Origin of the sequence: Halorubrum tebenquichense DSM 14210, assembly GCF_000337415.1 — an archaeon.
GTDB classification, from domain to species: domain Archaea; phylum Halobacteriota; class Halobacteria; order Halobacteriales; family Haloferacaceae; genus Halorubrum; species Halorubrum tebenquichense.
Genome location: NZ_AOJD01000061.1, coordinates 21,157 through 41,000 on the forward strand (window position 1 = coordinate 21,157; position 19,844 = coordinate 41,000).

The 19,844-nt window shown below is 71.3% G+C and carries 21 protein-coding genes; 13 read left to right on the plus strand and 8 right to left on the minus strand.

Features of this window, described 5'->3' with window-relative positions:
• Window positions 1-10: 10 nt before the first annotated feature.
• From C472_RS11645 to C472_RS11655, 3 genes are read right to left on the minus strand one after another with little or no spacing between them, the layout of a single operon-like run.
• The gene (locus C472_RS11645; protein WP_006630040.1) at window positions 11-1,057 is read right to left on the minus strand and encodes a transcriptional regulator TbsP domain-containing protein; all 1,047 of its coding nucleotides are present in this window, start codon (window positions 1,055-1,057) and stop codon (window positions 11-13) included.
• Between the two features lie 43 nt (window positions 1,058-1,100).
• Window positions 1,101-1,841 (minus strand): tRNA (adenine-N1)-methyltransferase, encoded by a 741-nt coding sequence (locus C472_RS11650; RefSeq protein WP_006630041.1) that lies wholly within the window; start codon window positions 1,839-1,841, stop codon window positions 1,101-1,103.
• Window positions 1,841-2,251 carry a nascent polypeptide-associated complex protein gene (locus tag C472_RS11655; RefSeq protein WP_006630042.1) on the minus strand — a complete coding sequence of 137 codons (411 nt, stop codon included), beginning with the start codon at window positions 2,249-2,251 and terminating at the stop codon, window positions 1,841-1,843. Before C472_RS11655 ends, C472_RS11650 begins: the two co-directional genes overlap by 1 nt.
• Before the next feature lie 119 nt (window positions 2,252-2,370).
• On the opposite strand from C472_RS11655, the gene C472_RS11660 reads away from it, so the two are divergent.
• Entirely contained in the window at window positions 2,371-3,153 is a 783-nt protein-coding gene (locus tag C472_RS11660; protein WP_006630043.1) for a creatininase family protein, read from the plus strand.
• Here the strand turns inward: C472_RS11660 and C472_RS11665 are convergent.
• Window positions 3,150-3,875: a 6-hydroxymethylpterin diphosphokinase MptE-like protein gene (locus C472_RS11665; RefSeq protein WP_006630044.1), complete on the minus strand. Its 726-nt coding sequence runs from the start codon at window positions 3,873-3,875 to the stop codon at window positions 3,150-3,152. The genes C472_RS11660 and C472_RS11665 overlap by 4 nt on opposite strands.
• A 165-nt stretch (window positions 3,876-4,040) precedes the next feature.
• On the minus strand, window positions 4,041-5,294 hold the full coding sequence (gene folP, locus C472_RS11670; protein WP_193788351.1) for a dihydropteroate synthase: 1,254 nt from the start codon (window positions 5,292-5,294) through the stop codon (window positions 4,041-4,043).
• 212 nt (window positions 5,295-5,506) lie between these two features.
• On the opposite strand from folP, the gene C472_RS11675 reads away from it, so the two are divergent.
• Window positions 5,507-5,737, plus strand: a complete 231-nt coding sequence (locus tag C472_RS11675) for a hypothetical protein (protein WP_006630046.1) — start codon at window positions 5,507-5,509, stop codon at window positions 5,735-5,737.
• 7 nt (window positions 5,738-5,744) lie between these two features.
• Here C472_RS11675 and C472_RS11680 read toward each other — a convergent pair whose 3' ends face one another.
• Window positions 5,745-6,323: a DUF192 domain-containing protein gene (locus C472_RS11680; RefSeq protein WP_006630047.1), complete on the minus strand. Its 579-nt coding sequence runs from the start codon at window positions 6,321-6,323 to the stop codon at window positions 5,745-5,747.
• 194 nt (window positions 6,324-6,517) lie between these two features.
• On the opposite strand from C472_RS11680, the gene C472_RS11685 reads away from it, so the two are divergent.
• Genes C472_RS11685 through C472_RS11700 form a run of 4 tightly spaced genes read left to right on the plus strand, consistent with a single transcriptional unit; the run spans window position 6,518 to window position 9,072 of the window.
• Window positions 6,518-7,108, plus strand: coding sequence for a hypothetical protein (locus C472_RS11685; RefSeq protein ID WP_006630048.1), 591 nt, complete (start codon window positions 6,518-6,520; stop codon window positions 7,106-7,108).
• Window positions 7,105-7,986, plus strand: coding sequence for an RNA methyltransferase (locus tag C472_RS11690; RefSeq protein WP_006630049.1), 882 nt, complete (start codon window positions 7,105-7,107; stop codon window positions 7,984-7,986). Before C472_RS11685 ends, C472_RS11690 begins: the two co-directional genes overlap by 4 nt.
• Before the next feature lie 2 nt (window positions 7,987-7,988).
• Window positions 7,989-8,678 carry an AzlC family ABC transporter permease gene (locus C472_RS11695; protein ID WP_006630050.1) on the plus strand — a complete coding sequence of 230 codons (690 nt, stop codon included), beginning with the start codon at window positions 7,989-7,991 and terminating at the stop codon, window positions 8,676-8,678.
• Window positions 8,679-8,715: 37 nt separating this feature from the next.
• Window positions 8,716-9,072: an AzlD domain-containing protein gene (locus C472_RS11700; RefSeq protein WP_006630051.1), complete on the plus strand. Its 357-nt coding sequence runs from the start codon at window positions 8,716-8,718 to the stop codon at window positions 9,070-9,072.
• 14 nt (window positions 9,073-9,086) lie between these two features.
• Here the strand turns inward: C472_RS11700 and C472_RS11705 are convergent, their stop codons facing one another.
• Both C472_RS11705 and C472_RS11710 read right to left on the minus strand, forming a co-directional pair.
• Window positions 9,087-9,413, minus strand: a complete 327-nt coding sequence (locus C472_RS11705; RefSeq protein WP_006630052.1) for a hypothetical protein — start codon at window positions 9,411-9,413, stop codon at window positions 9,087-9,089.
• A 66-nt stretch (window positions 9,414-9,479) separates the two neighbouring features.
• The gene (locus C472_RS11710) at window positions 9,480-11,411 is read right to left on the minus strand and encodes an aldehyde ferredoxin oxidoreductase family protein (RefSeq protein ID WP_006630053.1); all 1,932 of its coding nucleotides are present in this window, start codon (window positions 11,409-11,411) and stop codon (window positions 9,480-9,482) included.
• 264 nt (window positions 11,412-11,675) lie between these two features.
• On the opposite strand from C472_RS11710, the gene C472_RS11715 reads away from it, so the two are divergent.
• The 7 genes from C472_RS11715 (at window position 11,676) to C472_RS11745 (ending at window position 19,736) form a co-directional block, all read left to right on the plus strand.
• The gene (locus C472_RS11715) at window positions 11,676-13,964 is read left to right on the plus strand and encodes a bifunctional metallophosphatase/5'-nucleotidase (RefSeq protein WP_006630054.1); all 2,289 of its coding nucleotides are present in this window, start codon (window positions 11,676-11,678) and stop codon (window positions 13,962-13,964) included.
• Between the two features lie 90 nt (window positions 13,965-14,054).
• Entirely contained in the window at window positions 14,055-15,380 is a 1,326-nt protein-coding gene (locus C472_RS11720; RefSeq protein WP_006630055.1) for a DUF7405 family protein, read from the plus strand.
• Window positions 15,381-15,476: 96 nt separating this feature from the next.
• Complete coding sequence (locus C472_RS11725) at window positions 15,477-16,853, plus strand: DUF7350 domain-containing protein (RefSeq protein WP_082238255.1); 1,377 nt, start codon at window positions 15,477-15,479, stop codon at window positions 16,851-16,853.
• The gene (locus C472_RS11730) at window positions 16,850-17,677 is read left to right on the plus strand and encodes a hypothetical protein (protein ID WP_006630057.1); all 828 of its coding nucleotides are present in this window, start codon (window positions 16,850-16,852) and stop codon (window positions 17,675-17,677) included. The genes C472_RS11725 and C472_RS11730 overlap by 4 nt, the downstream gene beginning before the upstream one ends.
• Window positions 17,674-18,150 carry a hypothetical protein gene (locus C472_RS11735; RefSeq protein ID WP_006630058.1) on the plus strand — a complete coding sequence of 159 codons (477 nt, stop codon included), beginning with the start codon at window positions 17,674-17,676 and terminating at the stop codon, window positions 18,148-18,150. Before C472_RS11730 ends, C472_RS11735 begins: the two co-directional genes overlap by 4 nt.
• A gap of 81 nt (window positions 18,151-18,231) precedes the next feature.
• The gene (locus tag C472_RS11740; RefSeq protein ID WP_006630059.1) at window positions 18,232-19,326 is read left to right on the plus strand and encodes an archaeosine biosynthesis radical SAM protein RaSEA; all 1,095 of its coding nucleotides are present in this window, start codon (window positions 18,232-18,234) and stop codon (window positions 19,324-19,326) included.
• A 206-nt stretch (window positions 19,327-19,532) separates the two neighbouring features.
• Window positions 19,533-19,736 (plus strand): hypothetical protein, encoded by a 204-nt coding sequence (locus C472_RS11745; RefSeq protein ID WP_006630060.1) that lies wholly within the window; start codon window positions 19,533-19,535, stop codon window positions 19,734-19,736.
• Window positions 19,737-19,844 lie beyond the last annotated feature (108 nt).

Sequence of the window (19,844 nt, forward strand, 5' to 3'; positions counted from 1 at the left end):
GGGACTCCCGTCACCACCGCCGCCGCTCCCAGACCGGTCGCCGGTCGTCGCGGCTCGCGTCGCTGCGGATCCGACCGTCCGCGTCGGTCGGCAGCGCGAACCGGCCCTTGAGGACGCTCGGCACCTCCTCGGGGCGGGCGCGCAACAGCGCGTCGTCGACCGCGCGGAGCCGGAGCATCGGCCGCCCCGGTCCCATCGGCATCTTGATCGACTCGATCAGCTCCCGCTCGACGAGCGCGCGCCGGTCGCGGGTGAACTCCTGTCCGGGGGCGATCCCGACCCCCTCCGTCCCGACCCACCGGCGGAGGTCGCGGAAGAGGTGGTCGTGTCGCGCCGCGAGCGCGACGAGCAGCGTCCGGTCCGACGGCTCGCTCGTGCGACCGAACTCGCCGGGCACGAGCGACTCCAGCACGGCGGCCACGTCGTCGGCGAAGCGGTCGTCGAGGACCTCGCGCGCCGCGGCGATCAGTCGCCGCCGCGAGGGCATCCCGACCGACTCCGCCGTCGCCGCGTCGAACCGCGACTCGGCGGCGGCCCGGACGCCCCGGACGGTCGCCCGCGCGTCGGTCGCGGACGCGGCTCGGGGGTCGTCGTCGACCGTCGTCGTCGCGAGCGCCCGATCGCCGGCGGGGCCGACGACCGCGTCGACGCGGTCGGGACTCGCGAACAGCGTGCCGTTCGTCCCGTGATCGAGGCGTTCTCCGGTGCGGATCCGGATCGCGTCCGTCTCGACCGCCTCGGCGGCCGCGGTGCCGAGGACGAGCGCCCGGGAGAGCGCGTCGACGACGCCCGGGCGACACGCAACCCGCCACGGCGGCCCCGAAGACCGCTCGCGGGCCGTCAGAATTGACGGGAGCAAGCGAAGGGGAACGCCGACCGCGACCACCTCGGACCGGCCGCAGAGGGCCGTCTCGACCGCCTCGGCGAGCGGATCGTCGTCTCGGGGGAGGATGTCGGCGACCTCCGTCGGGTCGCGTGTCGCCCGGGTGTCGTCGCTTGCCGCGTCGCTGGTGGCGTCCGAAGTCGAGTCGGTCGCGGCGTCGTCGTCGGCTACCACACCGACGGTCACAGCCGCGACCCGAAAGAGCGTTGCGGCGGCGTCAGGGCGCTCGGGCGAACACGAGGTAGCCCGTGTGGCCGACGCCGGCGGTGGAGGGGCGCGAGCCGCGGTCGGAGAAGTCCATCTCGCGCTGGATCGTCTCGAGCGTCTCGACCCCGTCGAAGCCCGCCTCGCGGGCGGCGAGGGCCGCCTCGCGGGTCCCCTCCACGAACGGGGAGTAGACGGCGAGGCGACCGCCGGGCGCGAGCAGTTCGTCCGCGCGCTCGACCACGGCCGGCGCGTCGCCGGTGTCGAGCGTCAGCGCGTCGAACGGCTCGCCGTCGGCGAGCGCGTCCAGCTCGTCGGTGAGGTCGCCGGTCCGCACCTCGACGCGGTCGGAAACCCCCGCCGTCCGCATGTTCTCGCGGGCGACCTCGGCGAACTCGGCGTCCACCTCGTAAGAGGTGACGTCGGCCCCGGCGCGGCCGAGGTACGCGGCGAGGATGCCCGTGCCGGTGCCCGCGTCGAGGACGCGGTCGCCGCCGGACGCGCCGGTGTGGCCCATCACCAGCCCCACGTCGCGGGGCATCATCGGCGCGCCGGTGCGTTCGAGGTGGTTGAAGAGATCCGGGCCGCGGAGCGCGCGGACCTCGAAGACGGTGCCGAGGTGGGTCTCGACCTCGTCGCCGGCCGCGACGTCCTCGGGGACCTCGATCACGCCGAGGTCGGTGCCGAACTCCTCGCCCGGCTCCAGCAGGTACTCCCGGTCGTCGTGGACGAGCAGGTACGCGGCGTCCGTCACTACAGGTCCGAGATCGCGCGGGCCGGCTCGCCGTTGGCCGCCTCCAGCGCCTCTCGGGCGTCCGCCTTCGAGACGCCGGCCTGCTGAGCGACGAGTTTCACGTCTTCCTCCGGGATCTCGTCGTCGCCGCCGTCCGCCTCGTCGAGCGCCGGGTCGTCCGCGTCGCCCTCGACGGCCGTCGCGCCGCCGCCAGCGCCCGCGTCGGCGACCGCGTCGGGCGAGCCGACGATCTGATAGGTCTCCTGCCCTTGGGCGTCCATCTTGGTGACCTGCGCGCCGTCGAAGACGAGGTCGTCGCCGTCGGCCGTCTCGATGACGACCCGTTCGGCGTCGAGCTCCTCGACGTCGATCCCCATCTGTTTCATCATCTGTTTCATCTTTCGCGGGTTCATGCCGCCGCCTCCGAACATGGTCGTCGGTTCGGCCGGAGGACACAAAAAGGGTGTCGACACGGCGCGAACGGCGGCTCCTCGCCGGCCGGTTCCGCCGGAGACGGCGGTTTGATACGTCCGGCCGGCGTCGTCGGGACATGTACCTCGCGAACCACACCTGGCCGGAGCTCGGCGACGCGCTGTCGGAGGGCTCCGTCGCGCTCGTCCCGCTCGGATCGACCGAACAGCACGGCCCGCACCTCCCGCTGGCGACCGACCACCTGATCGCCGAGGCGCTCGCGACGGCGGCCGCGGACCGGTCTGACGCCTTCCGAACGCCGACGATCAACGTCGGCGTCAGCCCGCATCACCGCCAGTTCCCGGGGACGATGTGGGTCGACCCGCCCGAGTTCCGCGACTACGTCGAGTCCTTCTCCCGGAACCTCGCGTACCACGGCATCGACCGCGTGGTGTTCGTCAACGCCCACGGCGGCAACGTCCAGCACCTCCGAGAGGTCGGGCGGCGGCTCCACGAGGACGAGGTCGCCTACGCCGTCGAATGGATGTGGGACGAGTCGATCCCGGAGCTGGTCGACGACCTGTTCGAGCGCAACGGCCCGCACGCCGGGCCGAAGGAGACGGCGATGATCACCCACGTCGCGCCCGACCTCGTCCGCGAGGACCGACTCGAAGACGCCCGCGACGGGGGGCTCGTCGACCTCGACGACGCCGACACGACCGTCCACGGCGCGCGCACGTTCTACGACGCGGTCGACAACTCCGCGAACGGCGCGTTCGGCGATCCGACCGACGTGACTCCGGAGAAGAGCGAACGCCTGTTCGAGGCCGCCGCGGACCAGCTCGTCCAGCTGGCCGAGTGGATCGGCGAGCGCGACCGCGACGAGCTGTTCCCGGAGCCGCGAGTGGAGCGCGAGGCTTAGTCGCCGCCGGGGTCGCCGGTTAACTCTCCGCCGAGAATCGCTTCCAGCGTCTCGTCCGCCGCCTCGCGTCGCCCGTCCAAAACGGCGAACTCCTCGTCGCGGCGGCGTTCGAGCCAGCGCAACAGGCGGGCGGCCCAGTCGAGCTTTTTCGCCTTCATCGGGTCGACGTCGGGGTCGTCGAAGTCCCACCCGGGGAAGACGAGTTCGCCGGCCCCGACGTGGTCGGCGAGGAACGCGGCGCGGTCGCCGTCGGTGAACCCGCCCGTGTTCCGGACCGGTCCGACGGGGGCCGCCTGCGTCGTCGCCAGCGTCCGCTCGTCCGCGAAGCGCGGCAGCCACTCGCGGACCGCGGGGAGGTTGTCGCCGTGGGCGTGGGCGGCGACCGGGACGCCGTCGCGGGTCAGCGCCGCCGCCGTCTCCGGGTTCTTGTCGAGGTCGGTCACCATACAGTCGACGGCGACGCCGCGGTCCGCGAGGACGTCGACCGCGGTGGAGGCGGCGACGACGACGTCGGCGTCGCGGGCGAGTTCGACCTCGTCGGCGAGGCAGGGGGCCGCGCCCGCGACGGCGACGGTCTCGCCGCGCCAGTCGGCGAGCCGGTCGAGGGGGAACGGGGTCGCGAGGTCGGCGGCGGCGTCGCGGGCGCGCTCGTCGGCCGCACGGTCGAACCCGAAGTCGTCGAGTATCGCCTCGTACGCCGGCTCGAACGTCGAGAAGTTCATCGGCGAGTCACGCTCCGGGAGGCCTTTCTCCGGGGCGGCGCGGGACGGCGCTGCCGCTCGCCGGTTCGGATATGGTATGGACCGGAGTGGCACAGAGTACCCCTACCCGCGTGCCCCTCCGGCGTCCGGTCGATCGGTTGTCTACACGAGGGCATAAACTTTCTCTTAGCTACCGTGTCGGGCGATGTCGCCGAGAACGGCGTCGAGATCCGACGAAACGCCGGACACGTCGTCTCTGACCGCCGAGACGGCGGCCGGCGTCCCGATCAGGAGTCCGCGTCGGCCACCTGCGGGCGCGTCGACGGTTGCTCCGTCGCCGCCGTCGGCCGCCGAGGCGGTCGTCTCGCTCCGTCCGCGGTTCGGGTCGCCGAGCGCGAACGCGGCGGCGGGGGCGTCGGGACCGGCGGTCGCGGCGCGGAGCGCGCCGACGGCCGGGTCGCCGAGCCCCGAGAGCTCGTATGTGCGCACGACGGCGCTGTCGGCGACGCCCCGGTCCCCCTGCGCCGCGTCCGCCGCGCCGATCCGGTCGAGGTGGCGCTCGGCCTCGCGGACGGTCGTCACGTCGAGCTCCTCGGCGGCGACGCCGTCGGAGCCGCGGTCGGAGTAGCGATTACGGGCGAACTCGGCCCCGACGAGCGCGGCGTCGCGCGTCTCGGCCACGTCGTGAGTGCGGATGACGTGCGCGCCGCGCTCGACCGCCATCGACGTAGCCGCGAGGGAGACGGGGAGCGCCTCCTCGGTGCTGCGGCCCGCGATGGTCCTGAGGAAGCTCTTACGGTTGATCGAGACGAGCAGGGGCCGGCCGTACCCGCGGAACTCGCGGAGCCGGTGGAACGTCTCGCGGTCGTCCTCGTGGGTCTTCTCGGCGGACCAGCCGCCGAACGCGGGGTCGAGGATCGTCTTGTCGGTGACCCCGTTCATCGACAGCGCCTCGTAGATGTCGTCCACGTCCTCGATCGCGCCCGGGCGTTCCAGATCCGGGGGCGACGCCATCTTCGAGACCGCCACGTCGTGTTCGCGGCAGACGCGGGGCATCTCGGGGTCGGCGAACCCGCAGATGTCGTTGACCATGTCGAACCCGCGCGAGATCGCCTCGTCGGCGACCTCGTGGTAGCGCGTCTCGATCGACCAGACGGCGTCGCCGGAGGTCGATTCGAGCGTCTCGACCGCGGTGTCGAGCCGATCCAACTCCTGTTCGGCCGAGAGCACGTCCAAGTCCTTGTTCGCCGACTCCAGCCCGACGTCGACGATGTCCGCGCCTTCCCCGATCAGTTCCTCGTCGACGTAGGCGGCGGCCTCGCCGGGGTCGTCGTACACGCTGGGGTCGTACGGCGACTCGGCGGAGACGTTGAGTACCCCCATGATCCGGGGCGGGTGGTCGTCGCCGATCCCCAGCCCCGCGGCGTCCACGTTTCGCATACGATCACCACGGGCGCGAGCGACATAAACGGGGGGAGTGGGCGACGGAAGCGAGGCGAACGCGAGCAACTAATGGTTACAACGGACCGACCGCAGAGCGCCGGTCGGAGATAGCCCGCGGAGCCGCCCGGAACGGTCGCGAGACGTGCCAGTGTGAGACACGACGGCAGCCGTCGGACACGGCTTAACTCCGTCCGGCACGGAACTGAACCATGTACACGAAATCGGAGAGGCTGCTGTTCGGACTCGCGTTGGCCGCCCTGCTCACGACGATAGGCGCAGAGTTCCTCGGGAGTCAGTCCCTCGTCGCGGTCGGCGTCGGCGTCTTCGCGCTCGCGGTCGTGGCGCTGTTCGGGGTCATGAGCGTCGTCCTCGCGGTGAGTGTCGCCCGCGATCCGGACCTGAACGCGCACGGACCCGCGGCCGCCGACCGACCGCGCTGAAGCGGAGTCACAGGTCGAACGCGAGGCGGTCTCCGACCTCGACGCCGCGTCGGTCGGTCCACTCGTACGGGACCTCCAACACGTACTGCCCCGAGCCGGGATACTTCTGCTCGCTTCCGTCCTCGTTCGGACCGGGTTCGGGCGCGTTGTGAATTCGGGTTATCTCGCGGTCGCCGCCAACGAAGACGATGTCGATCCCGAAGCTCATGTCCGGCATGATAAACGTCAGGTCGCGCGGCGAGGCGTAGGTGAACAGCATCCCGCCGTCCTCCGGAAGCGCCTCGGCGTCGCTGAGCCCGAGCGGCCTTTTCTCCCCGTCGTCCGCGATGGCGGCCGTCACCGACCCGAGTTCCTCGCCCGCCGAATTCTCGACTGTCACCGTCGTCGTCTCGTAGTCGGCGTACGTCCCGGTCGGCCAGTCGACGCCGTCTCCGTCGCTGCCTGAGCCGTCTCCCTCACCATCGTCCTCACCGTCGCCTCCGCCGTCCCCACTACCCTCGCCTGCCGTCGGACCGCCGCCCAGACAGCCGGCCGCGGTCCCGACACTTGCGGCCGCGGCCAGCCCGAGGAGTCGCCGTCGCCTCATGGCGCGGAGGAGGGTCGCCGGACGTATAAACGGCGCGCGGGCGACGCGGCGTTCCAGCCCCGGCAACGGGTATCCCGCTGGGCGGCCCGATCGCGGCGCGTCGTTGGGGTGGCCCAGTGGTGCCGAGTCGGCGTCGCGACCGGCCTCGTGCCGGGAAGGACGCGCTTTTATCGCCGCCGGAGCGTAGCGTGCCCATGGCGAAAGTGAGCATCGGCCTCCGCGGATGGCGCTTCGAGGAGGACGAGATATTCACCGACGACGAGGAGCTCAAGCCCCTCGACGAGATCCCCGAGGACCCGCGAGAGCGACTCCTGCGGCTCGTCTCCCTCGTCGAGGAGCCCTGCGACGTCTGCTACCTCGACTACGGAGAGGCGGAGATCCACCGCTGTCGGGAGGCGGAGATCGTGTACGGCGAGCCGGACGGCGAGGTGCTGCTCTGCCCCGAACACGAGCCGGACCTGCTCTACTGGTTCCGCGAGGCGGGCGGCAGCGACCACAAGGGGACCGTCGAGTTCGCCGACCGCTTCCACGAGTGGGTCGCCGCGGGCAACGAGGCCCCGGACGGGTACGCCTCCGTCGAGCACGTCGAAGAAGATCCCGGCGCGCTCCCCGACCTCCCAGACCAGCAGGAGGTCCAAGAGCGGCTCGAAGAGGGGTTCGACGGCGACCGGATCGACATCCTCGAACTCGCCGGCGAGCGGGCCGACGACGACGAGACCGTGACGGACGAGGAAGTCGTGGAGTCCGACCTCGACCTCTCGACCGACTACCCGTCCGACCGATGAGCGGCGAGGGAGCGGAGGAACCGGACGCGGCGACGGAAGACGAACCCGCGGATGACTCGGCGGCAGCGGAGGCCGGAGCCGCAGAAGGCTCGGAGACGGGGATCGACCGTCGGAAACCGGTCGTCGTCGTCGTCGAGCCGGAGACGCCCGGCAACGTCGGTACCATCGCGCGGGCGATGAAGAACTTCGGGCTCTCCGACCTCAAGCTGGTCGACCCGCCGGAGCTGAAGGAGGACGGCGAGGCGTACGGCTTCGCCGGCCACGCCCGCGAGGACGTGCTGCCGAACGCCGAGGAGGTCACCTTCGACGAGGTCGTCGCGAACTACCACACGGTCGGGACCACCGCGATCACCGGCGAGGACGACCGCAGCCACGAGCGGTTCCCGTTCAAGACGCCCGTCGAACTGCGCGAGTCGCTGAAGACGGTCGACGCACCCACCGCGATCGTCTTCGGCCGCGAGGGGCGCGGGCTCAACAACGAGGAGCTCTCGCGGCTCGACGAGGTGTGTTCGATCCCGGCCGACGAGGACTACCCGGTCTTGAACCTCGGGCAGGCAGCGACGGTACTGCTGTACGAACTCCGCGATCTGACCGTCGGGGAGACGCAGCTCCCCGACACCGAGGTGACCCGCGCGCCCGAGAACGACGTCGAGCGCTTCCACGACTTTTTCGACGACTTCCTCGCGTCGACGGGGCAGCGCGACCACGTCCGCGAGAAGAACGCGCTGCTGATGCGGCGGCTCATGGGCCGCGCGCACCCGACGGAACGGGAGATACACACGCTCCTCGGCACCTTCCGCAAGGCGAACACGAAGCTGGAACACGCCGACCGGCTCGCGGCGAAGTACGACGAGCCGCCGTACCCGAGGGATCCGTAGCCGTGCGCGGGCCCGTCCTCGACGAGGACCTGCTCGCGGGCGTGCGAGACGTCTCCCCGCTCATGCTCGGGATCGCGCCCTTCTCGCTCGTGGCCGGCATCGCCGCCGTCGACGCCGGGCTCGGGCTCGCCGAGGCGGTGGGCATGTCGGTGATCGTGTTCGCTGGGGCGTCCCAACTGGCGGCGCTGGAGCTGCTCGGCGAGAACGCCCCCCTCGCGGTCGTGGTCGGCACGGCAGCGGTGATCAACCTCCGAATGTTAATGTACTCCGCCTCCATCGCGCCTCACTTCGCCGACTACGGCCGCCGGCTCCGCGCGGGGCTGGCGTACCTGCTCACGGATCAGGCGTACGCGCTGTCGGTCGCCGAGTTCGACGAGAACCCGGAGCGCAGCCGGTGGCGCTACTACCTCGGCGCGGCCGCGTCGCTGTGGATCGTCTGGCAGATCGGGACGGTCGCGGGCGTCGTCCTCGGTGCCGGCGTCCCCGACGCGTGGGGGCTCACCTTCGCGGTGCCGCTCGTCTTCCTCGCGCTCCTCGTCCCCGCGATGAAGGACCGACCGACGACCGTCGCCGGCGTCGCCGGCGGTGCGGTCGCCGTCGCCGCGGTCGGACTCCCGCTCAACCTCGGCCTGCTCGCCGGCGCGCTGTGCGGAATCGCCGCCGGACTGGTGACGGAGGTGACGGCGTCGTGACGGACCCCGGCGCGGGATCGGCGGGGGTGACGGCGTCGTGACCGGCGCGCTCGGCGGGCTGATCGCCTCTCCGCGCGCCTGGGTCGCCATCCTCGCGATCGGCGCGATCACCTACGGCATCCGGCTCTCCTTCATCCACCTGTTCGGCCGGATCGACGGGGTCCCGACGCGGCTCCAGCGCCCGCTGCGATATGTCCCGCCCGCGGTGCTGGCGGCGCTGGTCCTCCCCGACCTGGTGACGCCGCGCCCGTCGGTCGCCGCGACGCTGCTCGACGAGCGGCTGATCGCGGGCCTCGTCGCCGGCGCGGTCGCGTGGCGGACCGAGGACGTGTTCGCCACCATCGCGAGCGGGATGCTCGCGCTGTGGCTGTTCCGGTTCGTCGTGTTCGCGTGAGGCGAGCGGCCCGGTCATCGCTCGCGCTCGGTGAGCTCACTCGTCGTTTGCGGCCGGGGCTCTCGCTCGTCACCCTCCGTGCGATGGCTATCTTCTGTCGCGTCGACCTCCCGCTCGCGGGCGTCGGCGAGCCGCTGTGCGCCGTCTGCGATCGAGTCGAGCGCGACGAAGAGCCGGTAGGAGACGTACAGGCTCGCCGACAGGCCGACGAGGACGAGACCGAGAAGGACCTGTCCGACGAACACGAGCGAGTAGGCGAACACGAGGAGACTCAGCGTCGCGAGGACGATTCCGGCGGGCGTTCGGAGGGCTTCGGAGGGCGAGAGCGGGTCGTACGCCATGGGCGACGCTACCGGGGCGAATAAGTTAAAAATGAACGCCTGGACTCGGTCGCGACGCGCCCGTCGTCAGTCGTCGGCGGGAGCCGCCGAGTCGCCGGCGGAGACCCCGGTTCCGGGCCCGATGTCGATGTCGAGTTCGGCGAGCTTCTCGTCGGGGACGACCCCGTCGACCCAGTCGCGGGTCTCGTAGTACTCGGCCTTCAGCTGGTCGAGTTCGACGAGTTCGCCCTCGCTCGCGCCCGTGCCGGGGATGGCGTCCGGGTGCCCCTCGACGAAGCGGTTCGGCAGCGTGTCGTCCGCGCCGTCGAAGCCGACGAGGTTGTTGTAGTAGCGTTCGAGGTTGTAGACGCGCTCGCCCGCCTCGAACAGCTCGTCCTCGCTGAGGTCGCGACCGGTCACGCCGTTGTACTGGAGCACGTACTCCTCGATCCCCTCGGCGAACGCGCTGAACTTACAGATGTCGAACGAATCCGAGACGGCGTGGAGGTCCTGGAAGGTGGCGGTGAGTTCGCCCTTCCCCTCCCACTCGTACGGATCGACCTTCTCCGGGATGCCGAGGATTTCGGCGGCGGGCGTGTAGCCGCGCAGGTGGCAGGCACCGCGGTTGGAGGTCGCGTACGCGATCCCCATGCCCTTCATACAGCGCGGGTCGTAGGCGGCCATCGTCTGGCCCTTCACGGAGAGCTTGTTGCCGTGCGCGTCCTTCGCGTCCGCGACGCGCTCGGGGCCCTCCGCGAGGAGGTCGCCGAGGTCCGACGAGCGGTGACCGATCTCGTCGATGAGGTCGATCATCGTCTCCGAGTCGCCCCAGTCGAGGTGGCCGACGCCGTCGAGTTTGCCCTCCTCGCTCATCTCCATCGCCATCGCCATCATGTTGCCGGCCTCGATGGTGTCGATGCCGAGGTCGTTACAGCGCTGGAGCATCAGCGCGATCTCGTCGCGGTCGGAGTGGCCCGAGTTCGGGCCGAGCGCCCACGCGGACTCGTACTCGTACGACTCCGTGCGGACGTTCATCTCCTGGCCCTTGTGGGTGACGTTGACCTCGACCTCCTTCTTACACGCGACCGGACAGGAGTGACAGGTCGGCTCGTCGACGAGGATGTTCTCGCGGACGTTCTCGCCGGAGACGCGCTCCGCCTCCATGTCGACGCCCTCGGTCTCGTTGTACTCCTCCGTCGAGGTGTACTTCGCGTTCTTCGTCGGGAGCCCGTCCATCTCCTCGGTCGCGTTCATCAGGACGTTCGTCCCGTACATCGAGAGCCCGCCCTCGTTGGGGGCGGTCACGTCGGACTCGCGGATGACCTCCATCGCCTGCTGGTAGCCCTCTTGGAACGTCTCCGGGTCGGCGGGCTTGGGCATGTCCGTGCCCGACTTCACGACGACCGCCTTGACGTTCTTCGCGCCCATCACGGCCCCGGTGCCGCCGCGGCCCGAGGCGCGGTCGTCCTCGTTGATGACGCAGCCGTACCGGACCTCGTTCTCGCCGCCCTGCCCGATCGCCATCACGGAGACGTCGCGGCCGACCTTGCCGTCGACCTCCTCGCCGATCTGGTCGATCGTGTCGTGGACGCCCTGTCCCCAGAGGTGCGAGGCGTCGCGTACCTCGACGTCGCCGTCCTCGACGAACAGGTACACCGGCTCGTCGCTCTCGCCGTCGAGCAGGATGCCGTCCAGCCCGGCCCACTTGAGCCGCGCGCCGGACCAGCCGCCGTGGTGCGAGTCGGTGACGGTGCCCGTCAGCGGGGACTTCGTCACCAAGGCGATCCGGCCGCTCATCACGGTCTGGGTGCCCGTCAGCGGGCCGGTCATGAACGCCAGTCGGTTCTCCGGTCCCAGCGGGTCCACGTCGGGACCCTTGTCGAAGACGTACTTGACGCCGAGCCCGCGCGCGCCGATGTACTTCTCCGCGTCTTCGTCGTCGATCCCGCGGTAGCTGACGTCGCCACCGGTGAGGTCGACCTGTGCCACACGGTCTCTGTAGCCGCCCATTTCAGTCATGTAATTCTCGTTCGTTATGTTTGTACTGCGCACGGTTATTCCTTCACACGCCGACGCAACCGCTCTCGGTTACGCGCATCCGTCGTCCCCGGCCGAGGGGAAATCATACCGACTGACAGGTTCGGATCCGTCGGCCTCGGTCCGGTTCCCCGCGAAGCCGCCACGGTCCGAGCCGATACCGCACGTTCGTGGATATATAGAGCTTGGTACCACCACTTATCCGGCATGTAAATGTTTAATAGCGTCTCTCTGTCTTACGGAACTATGTCGCAAGACACGCGGTCGGAGGAGGTCGTCGATGAGACGCGCCGTCGCCTGCTGGCGGCGGCCGCGGGCGGGGTAACCGTCGGTGCCCTCGGAACCGGGGCGACGGGCGGCGCGGCGGCGCAGGACGACGGGACGCTCACGCTCGTCCACGACACGCACTTCCACGGCCGGTTCGAGGACGCGGGCAACGGCGCGATAGACATCGCGCGCTACTACGCCATCGTCGAGGAACTCCGCAGCGAACACCCGAACACCGCCTTCTTCGGGAACGGGGACGACCTCGCGCCGTCGGTCCTCGGCTTGGAGTTCGAGGGCGAGCACATGGTCGAGGCGTTAAACGAGATGGGACCGGACGCCGTCGGGGCGGGGAACCACGAGTTCGACTTCGGCGTCGACACCGCGAGCGAGCGGTTCGAGGCCTCCGAGTTCCCGTGGGTGATCGCCAACCTCCTCACCCCGGAGGGGGAGCCGGTCCCCGGGACGGAGCGGTGGACGACCGTCGATGTCGGCAGCTACACCGTCGGCGTCTTCGGGATGGGCACCACCGGCTTCTACGACATCACGGACTACCCCGAGGACTGGCAGGTCCTCGGCTACACGGAGGCCGCCGAGGCCGCCGTCGAGGCGCTCGAACCCGAGACGGACTTCATCGTCTGCGCGTCGCACGTCTCCAGCGGCGTCCACGAGACCATCGCGGCGGTCGACGGCGTCGACGCCATCGTCGGGTCGCACTCCAACGTGGTCTACGAGGAGCCGGAGACCATCGAGGGGACGACCGTCGCCGAGTTCGGCGACGAGTTCGACCACATCGGGCGGCTGACCTTCGACGTCGAGACGGGCGAGCTCTCGGAGTGGGAGCGGGTCGACGTCTACGACTCGGAGGCGCTCGGCGAGGACGAGTCGCCGCCGGAGTCGACCGAGAACTACACGCCGCGCGACGTCCGGTCGGTCGAGCGGGACCAGTCGATCGCCGAGATCGCCGACGGCTACCTCTCGGACCTCGAAGAGCGGCTCGGCCAGCCCGTCGTCGAGACGGAGGTCGAGCTCAACGCCAGCTTCGACAACTACGAGATCGAGACTGGGTGGGGGAACCTGATGACCGACCTGATGCGAGAGGTCGGCAACCTCGACCAGGAGATCGACGTGGCGGTCCAGAACGCCGGCGGCATCCGGTCGGGATCGACGTACGGGCCCGGCGACCTCACCGGTAGCGACGTGATGAACATCCTGCCGTTCCCGAACGAGATCGTCGTCTACGAGCTGACCGGCGCGCAGCTCCGGTCGTACCTCCAGCGGTCGGTACGGCCGATGCCCGGCGATTACGGGGCCCAGCCGGCCATTCAGGTGTCCGGCGTCTCCTACGAGTGGACCGGCCACGACGGGGAGGGACGGGTCCGGAACGTCTGGGTCGGCGGGGAGCCGCTCGACCCCGAGGCGACGTACCTCGTTTCGACGAACGACTTCGTCGCCGGCCGGAGCGAGGAGTTCGTCGAGGACTCCCGCGTGTTCAACTCGGGGCAGTTCCAGGGGCCGTTCGTCAAGGACACGCTCGACGCCGAGTACGACACGATCGCGCCGGAGCGCGAGGAGCGGATGATCCGCGTCGACGAGGTGGTCGAGGACGCGAGCGTCGAGGCGACCGCGGACGCGCTCACCGTCTCGTTCCCGCGGACGGACGCGGTCTCGTCGGTCGTCGAGGACACCTACCGGCTCGTGGCACCCGGGCACGGCGTCGTCGAGGCGTCGTCTGTGTCGGGGGGCGAGGAGGTCGCCGTCGAACTCGCCGCCGACGCGGTCGTCGAGGCGTTCGACGCCACCGGGGCCGACGCGCTGTCGCTGGTCGGCGGGTTCGACCCGAACAGCGAGCACTACGGCTACGAGAACGAGGACGGCGAACTGGTCGAACTCCCCGTCAACGCGAGCTACGACCACTACGAGCTTCGGACCTCGCTGTCCGGAGAGGACGTTCGGGCGACCGTCGGCGGCGACGACGGCTCCGACGGCGACGACTCCGACGGGGACGACTCCGACGACGGTTCCGGCGGAGACGGCGGGAGCGACTCGGACGGTTCGGACGGCGGCTCCGACGGGTCCGACGGCGACGGTTCGGACGGGGGGAGCGACTCGGGCGGTTCCGACGGTTCGGACGGTGGCGACGGCGAGACCGCCGACGACACGCCCGGGTTCGGTCCGCTCGCCGGGGCCGCGGGCGTCTCGGGCGCGGCGTACCTCTACGGGAAGTACGGCGCGAGCGACGGGGCCGACGACGGCGCGGGCGACGAGTAGAGCGAAGAGGGAGCGAACGAGACTCGGCGGCCGGCCGGGCCGGTCGCCGACGCCGTCTTACCGACGAGACACGAACGGTCACACGACAGGATGGAACTCCCGGATCCGGACTCGGTCCCGCGGCGCGAGTTCGCGAAGGCCGCCGTCGCGCTCGGCGGCGTCGCGGGCTTGAGCGCCTGCCTCGGCAGCGACGGCGACGCCGGCGGGGGCGGGAACGGGGACGCGGTCGGCGGCGGCCCGCTCGACGGCGTGCCCGCCGGCGACCCCGGCGAGGCCCCGGAGCGCCAGCACGCGTGGGACGACGCGCTCGACCGCGACGACGCGGGCAACGTCGTCCCGCCGACCCACCACGTGCTCCGGTACGTCGACGTCGACCGCGGCGACGCCCCCCGGGCCGACGCCCGGGAGCGGATTGAGGCGGCCTTCACTGACCTCGAACGCGCGTTCGAGCGCTCGGCCGCCGGGCTGCTGTTCACCGTGGGCTACTCGCCCGCCTACTTCGACCGGCTGCCGGGAACGCTCCCGGAGTCGGTCGATCTCCCGGCCCCGCGACCGCTGACCGGGCTGGAGGACCCGTCGATCGACGAGGCGGACGCGCTCGTCCACTTGGCCGCAGACGAGCCGGCGGCGGTCCTCGCGGCCGACGAGGCGCTGTTCGGCGAGGCGACCGCCGCCAACGGCGTCCCGATGACGGACGCGAGCGACCTGTTCGACCCCGTCGACCGGCGGACCGGATTCATCGGCGCGGGGCTCCCGCGAGAGCACCGCGACGTCGACGGGATCCCGGACGACGCGCCGGTCCCGGAGGGAGCGAAGCTGTTCATGGGGTTCGCGAACGGCTTCGCGGCGTCGCAGGCGACCGAGGATCGGGTGACGATCGAGGCCGGACCGTTCGCCGGCGGGACGACCCAGCAGGTCTCGACGCTGCGGACGCAGCTCGACGCCTGGTGGTCACAGGAGAGCCACGCCCAGCGCGTGGCGAAGCTCTTCAGCCCGACTCACGCCGACGAGGAGCGCGTCGGCGAGTACGGCGAGCGGCTCGGGAGCGACCCGGGCGTCGCGGACCTCCCGGAAGACGCGGTCGCGTACGCCCGCGAGGAGGGCGTCGTCGGGCACGCACAGAAGGCGGCACGCGCCCGCGAGGACGGAAAACCGCGGCTACTCAGGCGCGACTTCCCGACGACCGACGGCGACCACACGGGGATCCACTTCCTCACGCTCCAGGAGTCGATCGGCGACTTCGTCGCCGTCCGCGACGCGATGACGGGGGCGGACGTCGCGGACGAGACGGGGGTGGGGAGCCGGATCAACAACGGGATCCTCCAGTACGTGTTCGTCCGGAGCCGCGGGAACTTCCTCGTGCCGCCCCGCGGCCTGCGCGCGCTCCCCGACCCGGACCCGCGGAGCGAGCCGTGACGCGGCGGGGCCGACTCGGGGAGCGGGTTCGGGACCGCAGCCGGACCGACGCGGAGCGGGTCCGATGACGCGTTCGGAGCGACGGAGACACGACAGATGACACGCGACACGACACCGACAGACGGGACCGGACCGCAGCGACCGCACAGCCGCCGCCGCGTGCTCGCCCTCGGCGCGACCGTCGGAGCGGGCGCGCTCGGCGGGTGTTTAACCAACTCCGGGGACGGCAACGCCGGCGGCGGGTCGACGGGCGGGGCCGACAGCGGCGGGGACGAAGCGACGAACGGGAGCGGGGACGACGCGGGGGACGATGGCGGTGACGGCGGGTCCCCGTCGCTGCCCCGGGTCGAGGACCCGCCGGCGGCGACGTACGTCCCGACGCACTTCGAGGCGATGCGGCGGTTGGAGCTCGTCGAGGCGGGCGACTACCTCCTCGAACCGATGCTCACGTACCCGCACCGGTTCTGGAACGTGACCGGCGACCGGGTCGAGGCGGCGGCCCCGACCGACGACCACGACGTCCACCTGATGGTGACGGTCCGCGACGCCGAGACCGGGCGCGTCCTCCCGGCGGAGACCGGACTGCGAGTGACCGTCGGCCGCGAGGGCGAGTCCGGGACGCCCCACACCCCGTGGCCGATGGTCTCGCAGGAGATGGGGTTCCACTTCGGCGACAACATTTCGCTCGGCGGCGACGGCACCTACGAGGCGACGGTCCGGGTGGGAGCCGTCGACGCCCGGAAGACCGGGTCGTTCGCCGGGCGGTTCGCGGAGCCGGCGACCGGGACGTTCACCTTCGAGTACGATCGGGCGTTCCGCGAGTCGGTGATCGGCGACATCGTGTACGTCCGAGAGGAGTCGGACTGGGGCGTCCGCGGCGCGATGGCGAACGGCTCGCTCGGGCGCGGCGGCGGGCGGAGCTACGGCGACGCCGACCGCGAGGGGCCGAACTTCGTCGACGCGCAGCGACAGGACGTCGACCGCGACCACCGCGGCGAGCCGCGCTGGGAGGCGCGCGTCGACGACCGGCGGTACGGGACCTACTGGCGCGGTCCCGCGGAGGGCGAACTGCCGCCCGCGGCGCACCTCCCCGGGCGACTCTTGGGCGAACCGGTCGTCGGGGACGCGCTGCTCGCGACTGCCCTACTCCCCGGCGGGTCGCGGTTCGTCGAGGGCGACGAGCGCTACCTCCTCGTCTCGCCGCGGACGCCGTACAACCGCTCGATGCTCCCGATGGCCGCGCTCGACTACGCCGTGCGCCGCGACGGGAGCGCCGTCGCGTCGGGGGCGCTCGACGCCGCGCTCGACGACGCGGTCGGCTACCACTACGGGACCGCGCTCGACGACGTCGAGTCGGGCGACGAACTGGCGCTCTCGGTGGCGACCGCCCCGAACGTCTCGCGGCACGCGGGCTACGAGACGGCGCTGTTGGAGACGGGTGGGGTCACGCTGACCGCGGAGGTGCCGGAATGAGACCGGGCCGGCGGGGCGGCCTGGCCGCGCTCGCCGTCATCGTCGGAGTCGCGCTGCTCGTCGGTGCGGCCGGTGCGCTGGCCGCCCCGGCGAGCGCCGGTGACACCGCGGGCGCGCTCTCGGTGTCGCCGGAGTCGTTCGACGTCGAGCCCGGCGACACCGTCACCTTCGAGGTGGCGATGGTCAACGACGGGGAGCGCGACGACGACGGGGTGTACGGGCTCACGCTCCGGCTCGACTACCCGAGCGAGTACCTGACGGTCACGAAGATCGAGTCGGCGGGCTGGTTCCGGGAGGCCCCCTCGGGCGACGACCGGTCGCAGTCGGACGCCGAGGTGTCGGAGTCGGTCGAGTACGACGACGAACGCGGGGCCGCGCGGCTGGTCCAGTCGCTCGACGACCCGACGACGGGCGTCACCGGCGAGGCGGCGGTCGCGACCGTCACCGTCCGCGTGGAGCCGGACGCGGAGCCGGCGGTCGCGGAGGTCGGGACCCGCGAGACGAGCACGGACCTCACCAGCCGGCGCGACTACCCGCAGCCGCTGTCGACCCCCTCCGTGACGTTCAACGTCTCCGGCGGCGGCGACGGCGGGGTCGTCACGCCGGCCTACGACGACGCGGCGTTCTCGGACGCCGGCGACGGGAAGACCGGCGACGGGAAGACCGGCGACGGGAACACGAGCGACACCGCAGACCCGAACGAGAGCGGGGAAACGAACGCGAGCGACGAGGTCGAGGGTTCAACCGGCGACGAGGCCCCGACACCGGTCGGCGCGGCGGTCCTCGGCGTCCTCGCGGCCGCACTCCTCCTCGGCAGACGGTGAGCAGCGCCGACGCGGGTCGCTCGGCGGACAGGTGGGGCGGCGCGTGGCGGCCGTTCCTCGCGGGGACGGCGGTGGTCCTCGTCGCGTCGGTGCTCCCGGTTCCGGACGCGCTCGTCGGCCCCGGTGGCGGTGTTGGCGGCGGGGGCGCGCCGGTCGGCCCCCTCGCGGCCCTCGGTCCGACCGCCGCGTTCCACCTGATCGGCTACGCCGCGCTGGCCGCGCTGGCGACGCGAGCGACCGGGTTCGGGCGCGGAGACGCCCGCGAGGACGGACTTCCGGAGACGGGGGCTGTCGGGGGCGCGGCGCGGGCGGCGAGCGCGTCGACCGCGGTCGGCTTCTGTGTGGAACTGCTCCAAGCGCCGCTGGCGTGGCGGTCGTTCGCGTGGGTCGACGCCGGGGTCAACGCGGTCGGCGCGGTCGTCGGCGTCATGGTCGTGGCGGCGGTCGCCGTCCTGCGGCGAGCAGCCGGCTGAGCAGGGTCCGAGCCGCTCGTCCAGCCGCCGGCGAGCGGCGATGACGACACCGCTTTACGCGCGCGGCCGCTTCCTTCGGCAATGAGCCAGCCGAGCCCCGACGCGTACGAGCAGGGGCGCGGGATGGACGCGCACAACGCCGTGATGCGCGACATCCGCGCCGAGCGCTCGGAGACGTACGACCCGACTGAGCCGACCCGCGTGTGGATCGACGAGGACAACACGCCCGACGGCGTGGTGAATTCTCTCACGATCATCCTCAACACCGGCGGCTGTCGGTGGGCGCGCGCCGGCGGCTGTACGATGTGCGGGTACGTCGCCGAGTCGGTCGAGGGCGGCAGCGTCGCCCACGAGGACCTCATGACGCAGATCGACGCGTGCCTCGACCACGAGGCCGAGGAGGCCGACGAGCCGGCCGAGCTGATCAAGATCTACACCTCCGGCTCCTTCCTCGACGAGCGCGAGGTGCCCGCGGAGACGCGGGCGGCCATCGCCGAGACGTTCGCGGACCGCGACCGCATCGTCGTCGAGTCGCTGCCGGACTTCGTGAGCCGGGAGAAGATCGCCGACTTCGCGGACCACGGCATCGCGACCGACGTGGCGGTGGGGTTAGAGACCGCGACCGACCGCGTCCGCCACGACTGCGTGAACAAGTACTTCGACTTCGCCGACTTCGAGGACGCCTGCGCGGAGGCCGCGGACGCGGACGCCGAGTTCGACGCTGACGTGGGGATCAAGGCGTACCTCCTCATGAAGCCCCCCTTCCTCGCGGAGCCGGAGGCGGTCGAGGACATGATCGACTCGATCCGGCGCTGCGCCGACGTGGACGGCTGTCACACCGTCTCGATGAACCCGACGAACGTCCAGCGGTACACGATGGTCGACGAGCTGTTCTTCGAGGGGGGCTACCGCCCGCCGTGGCTCTGGTCGGTCGCGCACGTGCTGGAGGAGACCGCCGACGCCGACGCCATCGTCGTCTCCGATCCGGTCGGGCACGGCTCCGACCGCGGCGCGCACAACTGCGGCGAGTGCGACGACCGCGTCCAGACCGCGATCAAAGACTTCGACAAGCGGCAGGACCCGAGCGTCTTCGAGCAGGTGTCCTGCGACTGCGAGGCGACGTGGGAGTACGTGATGGAGGCGGAGACGAGCTACAACATGCCGCTGGCGCGGTAGGGCGCGGAAGATCGGGCGGAAACGGGGTCGCGGCGGGCGGTCTATTCCGGAACGATAGTGACAGTCCCCGATCAGTATGTTTCCTCGTTTCGAAATGATCGATCCGTTTTGGCTCGATTCGTGAAAGAGTTCGGCATGGGAGACCCGACCATGCCGAACGATCAGGTCGAAAAAGACCCTTATAGCTCCGGCTCCTGTGGTGGAACATGAACGCAGACGCCAGCGGTCCCCGGTCCTCCCGCGGGAAGTCGGTCCTCTTCTGTGCGGAGTGTCGCTTCGAGAGCGCCCTGTCGGACGGGTGGCTCGTCGTCAGCGACGGCGACGAGCGCACCGTCGTCTGTCCCGAGTGCGGCCACGTCGCCGACCACCGCTCCGAGCGGGCAGCGCCGACGCCGCAGCACGCCGACTGACCGAGCCGAGCGGTTTCAGGTTTTTCCGTCGTCGACCACGACCCGTCACAGCCCGCGGTCCGTCGGTCGGTTACAGCCCGCGATTCGTCAGACGGTGAGTCACTCCGT